This is a genomic window from Actinoplanes sp. NPDC051851 (assembly GCF_040681165.1).
Taxonomy (GTDB): Bacteria; Actinomycetota; Actinomycetes; order Mycobacteriales; family Micromonosporaceae; genus Actinoplanes.
Window position 1 is genome coordinate 1 of sequence record NZ_JBFAYF010000126.1, and the last position, 9,367, is coordinate 9,367.

At 69.6% G+C, this 9,367-nt stretch carries 6 protein-coding genes; 4 read left to right on the forward strand and 2 right to left on the reverse strand.

The annotated features are described in order from the left end of the window. Nucleotides 1-159: 159 nt before the first annotated feature. Entirely contained in the window at nucleotides 160-2,415 is a 2,256-nt protein-coding gene (locus tag AB0M08_RS46555) for an EAL domain-containing protein (RefSeq protein ID WP_364508523.1), read from the reverse strand. Between the two features lie 353 nt (nucleotides 2,416-2,768). On the opposite strand from AB0M08_RS46555, the gene AB0M08_RS46560 reads away from it, so the two are divergent. Genes AB0M08_RS46560 through AB0M08_RS46570 form a run of 3 tightly spaced genes read left to right on the forward strand, consistent with a single transcriptional unit; the run spans nucleotide 2,769 to nucleotide 5,798 of the window. After that, nucleotides 2,769-4,166 carry an APC family permease gene (locus AB0M08_RS46560; RefSeq protein ID WP_364508526.1) on the forward strand — a complete coding sequence of 466 codons (1,398 nt, stop codon included), beginning with the start codon at nucleotides 2,769-2,771 and terminating at the stop codon, nucleotides 4,164-4,166. Then, nucleotides 4,159-5,118, forward strand: coding sequence for an acetamidase/formamidase family protein (locus AB0M08_RS46565; RefSeq protein WP_364508529.1), 960 nt, complete (start codon nucleotides 4,159-4,161; stop codon nucleotides 5,116-5,118). Before AB0M08_RS46560 ends, AB0M08_RS46565 begins: the two co-directional genes overlap by 8 nt. A gap of 5 nt (nucleotides 5,119-5,123) precedes the next feature. Then, nucleotides 5,124-5,798, forward strand: a complete 675-nt coding sequence (locus tag AB0M08_RS46570; protein WP_364508532.1) for a GPP34 family phosphoprotein — start codon at nucleotides 5,124-5,126, stop codon at nucleotides 5,796-5,798. 104 nt (nucleotides 5,799-5,902) lie between these two features. Here AB0M08_RS46570 and AB0M08_RS46575 read toward each other — a convergent pair whose 3' ends face one another. Beyond that, nucleotides 5,903-8,179 (reverse strand): beta-L-arabinofuranosidase domain-containing protein, encoded by a 2,277-nt coding sequence (locus AB0M08_RS46575; RefSeq protein ID WP_364508535.1) that lies wholly within the window; start codon nucleotides 8,177-8,179, stop codon nucleotides 5,903-5,905. A gap of 70 nt (nucleotides 8,180-8,249) precedes the next feature. Between AB0M08_RS46575 and AB0M08_RS46580 the strand changes: the two genes are divergently transcribed. Further along, complete coding sequence (locus AB0M08_RS46580) at nucleotides 8,250-9,038, forward strand: hypothetical protein (RefSeq protein ID WP_364508537.1); 789 nt, start codon at nucleotides 8,250-8,252, stop codon at nucleotides 9,036-9,038. Nucleotides 9,039-9,367: the final 329 nt, after the last annotated feature.

The following is a 9,367-nucleotide window of genomic DNA, read 5'->3' on the forward strand; positions in this document are numbered from 1 at the left end:
ACCGCGTCAAACGCCCCACCGACCACGGAACCCGCCACCCCGAACCAGCGATACCCATCGTGGCCTGCCCAAACGCCTTAAATTAACGGCATTGGGTCATGGGGTGAGGGAGCGCCGGGTCACGCATCGGTGGCTGTCGTACTCGCGACAGTCCGGGTATTACGCCGTGGACTGCTTCGCGCGTACCGGAGAAGTGATGAATGTCGAAAAGGTCTCGGCGGTGAGCGGTTTGGCGAAGAGGTAGCCCTGGCCGGTCACGCAGCCGAGCGCGCGCAATTCGGCGACCTGTTGTTCGGTCTCGACACCCTCGGCGACCGTGGTCAGGTGCAGGACCTCGGCGAGCCGGATGATGGCCTCGGCCACGGCGGAACCCTCCGGGCTGCCATTCAATTCGGCGACGAAAGCGCGGTCGATCTTCAGGATGTCGACCGGTAGCCGGGTCAGGTATTGCAGCGACGAATAGCCGGTGCCGAAATCGTCGATCGCGATGCGGATGCCGTGCTCGCGGAATGCCCGCAGGGCCGCGATGCCGCTGGAATCGTCGACCAGCGCGGATTCGGTGATCTCCAGGACCAGCCGCCGCGGCGTGACCCCGGTCCGATCGAGAACGGCCAGGATGTCGTGTACGACGGTCGGCTCGCGCAGCTGCCGGGGCGACAGGTTGACGCTGATGTACATCGAGGGGCGGTCCGGCAGCACGGAGAGCGCCTGTTCGAGCACCCAGAGCCCGATCTCGGTGATCGCCGCGGTCCGCTCGGCGATCGGGATGAACCGGACCGGCGAGACCAGCCCGTGCACCGGGTGCTGCCAGCGCAGCAGGGCCTCGGCGGCGACCGGCCGCCCGCTCGCCAGGTCGATCATCGGCTGGTAGAGAACGTGCAGCTCACCCCGGCGCAGCGCCTGCTGGAGGTCCTCGGCCAGGGCGGCGTCGGCGGCGCGATGATCGACCATGGCCGGCGTCCAGCAGGCGTAACTGTGACTGCCCGCGCGTTTGCTGTGATACATCGCGGTGTCCGCGTGCCGCAGCAGCGTCTTGGCGTCGTAGTCCCGCTCGGCGTGCGCGACCCCGACGCTGGCCCGGACCGGGATGACGTCGTCCTCGATACCGACCGGATTCTCCGCGGCCACCGTGAGCACACGCTGCGCGACGCCGACCGCCTCATCGCTGCCGATGTCGGTGAGCAGGATGGCGAACTCGTCGCCGCCGATCCGCGCGCACACGTCGCCGTTGCGCACCGCGGACCGCAGCAGCCGTCCCACGTGCGCGAGGAAGGCATCGCCCGCAGCATGCCCGTAGGCGTCGTTGACCAGCTTGAACCCGTCCAGGTCGATCAAGAGGATGGCCGCTGCCTCACCCCTTTTCGCGGTACGGTCGAGAGCCTCGTCAAGGCCGGCCCGATTCGCCAGCCCGGTGAGCGCGTCGGCGATGAGGCGGTCCCGGCTTTGCCGCAGCGAGAGCCACTGACGCAGCGTGGCCGCACACGTCATCACGATGAGCCCGCAGACCAGTCCACCCCAGGTCATCATCTCGCCCTCGAGGAGCGTGACGGTCAGCATCAGCAGACAGCCCACGGCGATCGCGGCCATCGGCAGATGCGTGGCCCAGGCCGGCGGGCGGGTGGTCCGCAGCACGAATGCGCGCCCGCTGTGCGCGATGGCCAGAATCGGTCCTGCGGTCATCAGCAGACTCGCCAGGACGATGCAGACCAGCACCCCGATGTCGCTGGTGACCGGGTTCCCCTCGGCGTTCCCGGCCATCCAGAACACGTCCGCGACCAGGTAGAGCGTCAGTCCGCCGGTGAGCACCGCGACCGGCCCGGCGAACCGGCTGATCACGCCGCGCAGCACGATCGACGCGACCGCCGCGAGCATCAGCACCTCGCCCAGCGGCCAGCCGATCGTCACGATCCCGATCGACGCGGTGCGCCCCCGGACCCGCACCGGCTCCAGCACGAAGTACCAGATCACCATGAAACCGGCGGCCAGCACGGTGGCCGTCTCGGCGATCAGCGCGGCCCGGGCCCGGCCGTCGTAGCGGGTCACCACCGGCATCAGGACACCCGCCGACACCAGCAGGAACATCAGCATCCGAGCGGTCGCGGCCGCCCACCACCACGCCTCGGTCGCCCCGAACGAGGCGAACGCGAGGAACACGCCGGTGCACGTCGACCCCAGCCGCCCGGCCGCGATCAGCCGCCACGGGGTGGTCCCGGTCGGACGCAACGGCGCGGCCCGCCAGCTGTACACGGCACCGGCCAGGTCGAGGATCGCGATCGTGGTCCCGAGCACCCAGATCCGGAGCTCCCCGGCGGCCGCCGCACCGAACAGCCCGGCCAGCGCGAGCACGGCGAGGACGACCAGCGCCGGCGTTCGCCGCCAGGCCACGCGCAGCAGAGCCCGCGCCCCATCCGTCACCCAGACCTCCCAGCTCACACGGCAGCACCGTGCTCCGTCGGGCCCACCCGCAACTCACCGTAGTGCCGCCCGGTTGCAGGCGGACGAAAAGCCTCGTCGCCGCGTCGCCGGCTACGTCTGTCACATGATTCCGGTCGTACGTAAAAGGTGTTAAATCAAAGCCGGGGAATCGTTGACCTTGCGTCACCGGCTGAACACGGTATTTACTTGCGTCGCTGTCGCGAGCGCTTGATCGTTGAGTATCTCCCGTTCAGGAACCTTTCCTGCGCGGTATTCGGTCGTGCCCGCGAGAAGTAGCTCATGCCCGCGGAAGTAGCGAAGAACCGACGACGAGCGGAAGAGGTGATGACGCCGTGTCGCTCAACCGTTTCGGATATCAACAGCAGCTGCGGCGGGAACTGCGGATCCGGGATCTGACCGCGTACGGCCTGGTCTTCATGGTGGTGATCGCGCCCTTCGGGATCTTCGGAAGCGTGTTCCAGGCCAGCGGCGGGATGATCGCGCTGGCCTACGTGGTCGGCGCGGCCGCGATGATCCTGACCGCTTCCTCCTATGGCGTGATGGTCGAGAAGTTCCCGGTGGCGGGCTCGGTCTACGGGTACGCCGGGCGCGCGATCTCCCCGGCCGCCGGATTCCTGACCGGCTGGGTGATCCTTCTCGACTACGTGAGCATCCCGCTGCTGCTGTCGCTGGTCGCCGGCGCGAGCATGACCTCGATCGTGCCGGGCGTGCCGATCTGGGGCTGGGTGATCATTTTCGTTGCGGCGAACACGGTCATGAACCTGCTCGGCATCAAGACCACCAAGATGCTGAACTGGGTCTTCCTCGGCGCCGAGCTGATCGTTCTAGGGATCTTTCTCGTGTACGGTCTCGCGGCGCTCGCCGACGGCAAGGGGCATGGTTTCTCGCTCGACCCGTTCTACAACGGCACCGGCTTCACGTGGTCGCTGATCCTCGGCGGCGTCTCCATCGGGATGCTCTCCTACCTGGGCTTCGACGCGCTCGGCCTGCTCGCCGAGGACGCGGTCGACGGCGCGCACACGGTCCGCCGGGCGATGTACGCGTCCCTGCTGGTGGTGGCGGTCCTCTTCGTCGCGTCCACGTACGTCGCGGCGCTGCTCGTCCCCGATCCGGCCGGACTGATCGCGAACGGCGACGCGGCCGGTACGGCGTTCTACGACGCGGCCGAGGTCGCCGGTGGACACTGGCTCGCCACGCTGACCGCGCTCGCCACCGCGCTGGCCTGGGGTATCGCGAACAACATGGTCGCCCAGGTGGCCACCAGCCGGCTGCTGATGGCGATGTCCCGCGATCACCAGCTGCCCGCCTTCCTGTCCCGGGTGTCGCTGAGCCGCTCGGTGCCGTCCAACGCGATCCTCACCACGGCCGGCATCTCGCTGATCGTCGGCGTCTGGATGGCCACCCGGGACGACGGCATCACGCTGATGAGCGCCATGGTCAACTTCGGTGCGATGTGCGCGTTCATCGTGCTGCACACGTCGGTGGTCTGGGACTACACGCGTAACGGCGGCCGGGGTGGTGCCGGGCGCAACGTGGTGGTCCCGGTGCTCGGCGCGGCCGTGCTGTTCGCGGTGATCTGGCACGCGAACCTGCTCGCCCAGCGGGTCGGCCTGATCTGGCTGGCCCTGGGCGTCCTGGTCTTCCTCTATCTCGACGCGACCGGCCGCTCGCCCCGACTCCTCGCCGCCCCTGACGCGGCTTCGCTGTCGAAAGAGGTAAGCCATGTCTGAGTACGGATACACCTTCGGCGGCCGTGAGCCGATCGCGACGATCAAGCCCGGTTCGCCGGTATCCCTGCGGACGCTCGACTGCTTCGGTGGCAAGGTGCGCGGCGTCGACGACCTGCCCAGCCGGGTCTGCGTGTTTCCCGAGCTCAACCCGGTGACCGGGCCGTACTTCGTGGAGGGCGCCCAGCCCGGGGACACCCTCGCGGTGCACATCGTGTCGCTGACGCCCGCCTCGCCGGTGGGGATCTCGTCGACGTTCCCGCACTTCGGGGCGCTGACGTCGACCGGCTACACGCGGACGCTGCAACCGCCCCTGGAGGAACGGGTCTGGCTGTACGACATCGATCTCGTTCATCAGACGGTCCGATACCAGGCCCGGAACAGCGATTTCAGTACGCTGCTGAATCTGGCCCCGATGCTCGGCACGGTCGGCGTCGCCCCGGCCGCCGGTGAGGTGCGCCAGACGATCGTGCCGGACGTGCACGGCGGCAACCTGGACACCCCGCTGCTCGCGCCGGGCGCCACGCTGTTCCTCGGCGTCAACGTGCCGGGTGCGCTGCTCGCGCTCGGCGACGGGCACGCGCGCCAGGGTGACGGCGAGGTCGGCGGCGTCGCGGTCGAGGTCGCCATGGACGTCACGATCGTGGTCGACGTGATCCCGGGCGAGCGCACCGGCACGCCCCGTCTGGAGACCGACCGCCAGCTGATCTCGCTCGGTGCCGCCCGCCCCCTGGAGGACGCGTTCCGGATCAGCCAGGAGGACCTGGTCCGGCACGTCGCCGAGCTGACCGGTCTCGATCTGCTCGACGCGCTCCAGCTGGTCTCCCAGACGACCGAGGCACGCGCCGGGAACGTGGTCGACCCGCAGTACGTGATGAGCGCCGCGATCGACAAGCGCCACCTGCCCGGCGTCGTCGCGTACGGCGGTGTCCACGACCGGCTGCGCGGCCTCTGACGACCATGCGGGACCCGATCCTCGTACGCGAGCAGTTCTACCTGCTCGCCCACGACGAGAGCCGGCACATGCGCCCCCGGTTGCACGTGCCGGCCCTCTCGGCCGGCCTGGCCGGTGCCACGGTGATGGACCTGATGATCGCCCAGCGCGTCACGGTCGAGACCGGTACGGTCCACGCCGACCGTTACGCCCGCGACTCCACCGGCGACCCGGTCAGCGACGACGTCCTCGCCCTGATCATGGACGCCCAGCTGGCCCCGTCCCTGCCGGACCTGATCCGCGGCGCGATGCCCGGCCTTTACGAGCGCACCACGGCCGCCCTGGTCCACAAGGGCGTGATCGCCGAGAAGTCGTCCACCAGCCGCTGGCGCCGCGCCAAGGAGCACGACCTCTCCGACCCGGGCATCGCCGTCCGCGTCCGCGCCAAGGTCGGATACCGCATCGAACAGCGCGACGGCCCGTCCCCCGACGCCGACAGCCTCTGCGCCCTGGTAGCGGCCCTGGGCCTGCACGGCGCCCTGCAACGCGGCAGCCGCGCCGAGATCGAGCCCCTGCTGCACCAGGTCATCCGCGACCTTCCGTCCAACGCCCGCCGCAGCCACCATCCGATCGGCGAGGCCCCGGTGGTGGCTGCCGCGGTCCTCCGGGTGGTCCAGGACCTGGCGACCGCTGCGCTCTGAGCCTTCTCCCTCCTCTCGCCGGGCTTCCCGTTCCGCTCTCGGTGTCCGATGGGCGGCAGCGCCGGGAGGGACGAGCGGCTGTGTCAGGGGAGCGGGCGGCGCCGTCAGCTGACGGCGGTGAAGCGCCACAGGTTGTCGGTGCTGCCGTTGTCGGAGTCCTGGACGACCTGGGTGCCCCAGGCGGTGGCGCCGTTCAGGACCGCGAGGAGTTTGCCGCTGTTGACGTTGCGGATCTTGTAGGTGCCGTCGCCCTGGTCGACGAGGGTCCAGCGATGATCGGCGGTGCCGTTGTCGGACCACTGGAGGACCACGGCGTTGTCGGCGGTGGACATGTCCTTCACACCGAGGACCTTGCCGCTGTTGACGTTGCGGAAGCGGTACGCACCGCCGTCCGGGATGCGAGCCCAGACGTGGTCGAGTGTGCCGGTGTCGCCCCAGGTGAGGGCGAGCCCGCCGTCGGCGGTGGACATGTCCTTCACGCCGAGGACCAGGCCGGTGGCCGCGTTGACCAGCGTGAAGGTGGGCGCCGTGCTCCAGTAGACGTTGTAGTTGAAGCCCTGTGCGTCGTGGAACGGGCCGAGGCTGACCGTCGAGCCGTTCGCCGTCGCGGTGAACTCCAGCGCGCCGTCGCCGGTCCGGGTGATCGACGCGACCGACAGGGCCGGCGGGGCGCTGAGGGTGCTGTCGCCGTAATCGCCGCAGAGGACGGACGGGCCGTAGGTGACGGCCTGGAGCGTGGTGTCGTCGTTGGCCGGCACGAGGTTCACGCTCATCGGTACCCGCACGGTGATCGTGTCCCCGGCGGCCCAGGTCCGGGTGACGGTGGCGTAGGTGCCCGGCGTGGTGGTCACGTTCTGGCGGGTGCCGTTGACGCTGATCGTGGCGTCGCTGGTCCAGGACGGGATGCGGATCCGGACGGACCACGAGCCGCTCGGTGTGCCGGAGAGCGTGAGGGTGCTCGTGTCGGCGTACGGGAAGGAGGTGGTCTGGGTTATCGTCACGCCTCGCTCGGGCCAGGTCAGGACCGAGGACGCGAACAGGTTCACGGTCAGCGTGGTGCCGGCGGAGAAGTAGATCGCCTCGGCGAGCCGGGTGTTGACCTCGACGCCGGTGCCCTGGCAGCACCAGAACGTGGTGTAGTCGGTGCTCCACGTGCCGCCGCCCCACGCGGGACCCACCCCGCGGCGGCCACCGGGCCTCAACGGGGTGAAGTACGTGATGTGCCCGTGCTCGTCGGCCGGGTTCTGCGCGCCGATCACGTGGTTGAGCAGCGCTTTCTCGTAGAAGTCGAAGTAGCCCGCCCGGTCCGGGTCGAGGACCCAGAGTTCCCGGGTCAGGCGCAACATGTTGACCGAGTTGCAGTGTTCGCAGGTGTCGCCGGTCAGATAGCCGGCGATCGCGTTCGCGGCACGGAAGTGCTCGGCCTGGCTGTTCCCGCCGATCGCGTACGTGTGGGCACCGGTGGTGATGGCCCAGGCGTTGGTGGCGATGTCCCGGTATCGCGTGGTGCCGGTCGCCCGGTACTCCAGGGCGGCGCCGATCCACTTCGGTACCTGCGTGTTGGCGTGCAGCCCGTTGAGCGCGTCGGTGCCCGCGGCGAGCGGGTCGAAGACGGCGGCGTGGTCGAACCGCTGGGCCGTGGTGAGCCACGTACTGTCGCCGGTCTGCTGGTGGATCTCGGTCAGGACCGCGTTCATCCCGCCGAACTCGGTGCCCAGCACGGTCTGCATCCGGGCGGTGGTCAGCGCGGCGGTCCGGGTGCTCACCCAGCCGGCCAGGGCCAGCAGAACGTCGCGGGCCTGCGTGTTCCCGATCAGCCGCCATACGTCGAGCAGGCCGGTGAGTGTCTTGTGGATGCAGTAGTACGGCACGTTGCCGTTGGACAGGGTGCCCGCCTCGAGGGCGTCGAAGTCGGACTCCGGGAAACCGGACAGGTATCCGTTCGAGGCCTGGCACTTCGCCAGCTCGGCCACCGTGTAGTTCGCCCTGTCCCGGCAGGTGGTGTCGCCGAGGGTCGCCCAGGCTTGGGCCCACGCGGTCAGGAAGTGGCCCTGCACGTGGCTGCGGAACGGGAAGTCCGGCGCGTCCCAGCCGCCGTTCGCCGTCGCGCCGCCGGTGGAGAGGCCGTGGTTGGCGCGGAAGACGTAGAGCAACCGGTCCGCGTCGACGAAGCGCAGGTAGCTCAGGGTCCGATTCTGATTGTCCAGCAACCGGCCGTCGGTCAGCGTGACCCGTCCGAGGGCGAAGGGGGTGGCGCTCGGGGTGACCGCCGCTGCCGCGGCCGGCCGGCCACTGAGCAGCAGCGAGCCGGTCGTCGAGGCCAGCGCACCGCCGAGGGCGGCGTTGAGCAGGCTACGGCGGGTGACGGGAAGCGGGGACATCGGGCCTCCGGGCTCGGTTAGCGCTCACGTTCCGAATCGTCAGACGGGCTTGACCACTGTGGAGCGGCCCGTGAGCGTTAACATAGCGGTCGCATCGACGAGACACAATGGAAACGGCGTCGCGGCGAGAGGCGCGTGGCCGCCATGGGACCGCAGCGGCGGCGAACTCGAGACCCCGCTGCTGGCGGGCCAGGACGTGGACGACGTGTTGCGCCGGCAGGCCGGCTCGGATCATCCCGGAGTGCTGCAGGCGGTCCGGTTGAGTCTGGACGGGCTGGCCGTGACGGATCCGGGCGGCGACGCCGCCCGGTTGTTGCGGGTGTTGTCGCTGCTGTCCCCGGACGGGATCAGCCGGGACCTGCTGGCCCGGGCCGAGCAGCACCTCGGGCTGACCGGCAACCTGTGGACGACGGTCGGGGTGCTGGCGGACGCGTTGCTGGCCGCTGTCAGCGGTGACCGGCCCGCGGCCGGGCTCGGCGACGAATGCCGGATCACGGTGCACCGGCTGACCGCCCTGGTGATCCGCCACCAGGCGAGCCTGCCGCCCGGCGACGACCTGCAGACCGCGCTGGACACCACCGCCGCCCTGCTCGACGAAATCACCGCTCGCTTCCCCAAAGACCAGGTAGCACGGCGCCGCGGCGAACTGGACGAACTGGCCGCCCACCTCGACACCGTCCTGCACCATGCCCGCCACACCGGTGGCCCGTCGCCGTTGCTGCTGGTCCAAGCCACCTGGATCGCCGGCCCCCGGCCGGACCGGTCACCGACCTACCCTTGCCACCCACCGCTTCGGCAGCCGCAAGCCGCGACCCGCAGCAAGAACTCCAAGTCCGGCTCACCGCGCAACGCGTCCTGACCCACCACCTGACCCTGCCGCAGAGCCTCGACCCCGCCCAGGCCCGCACTCTCGCGCCTACCGCCTACCGCCGACCAGCCGTTCTGGCCCGGCCTCGACCTCACCGGTGCCCACCTCGTCGACTGGACCCTGACAGAAAGTCACGTGCACCAAGCCCGATTCACCCGCGCAACCTTCGGCCGGCGGGACTGTCAACTTTCTACAGTCCCGCTGCCGTACTAGCCTCGGTCTTTCGCTGGGAGTGTCAAGAAAACGGTGTAACTCGATTTTTTGAAGGTCAGTTACGGCCTGTGGTGAGGCGTCCTTCGAAGGCAAGGTCGAAGGCGTTG

Bases quoted from the DNA above. Each gene is read 5' to 3' on its own strand.
- AB0M08_RS46565 (WP_364508529.1), top strand. From the start codon at position 4,159: ATGTCTGAGTACGGATACACCTTCGGCGGCCGTGAGCCGATCGCGACG.
- AB0M08_RS46570 (WP_364508532.1), top strand. From the start codon at position 5,124: ATGCGGGACCCGATCCTCGTACGCGAGCAGTTCTACCTGCTCGCCCAC.
- AB0M08_RS46575 (WP_364508535.1), bottom strand. From the start codon at position 8,179: ATGTCCCCGCTTCCCGTCACCCGCCGTAGCCTGCTCAACGCCGCCCTC.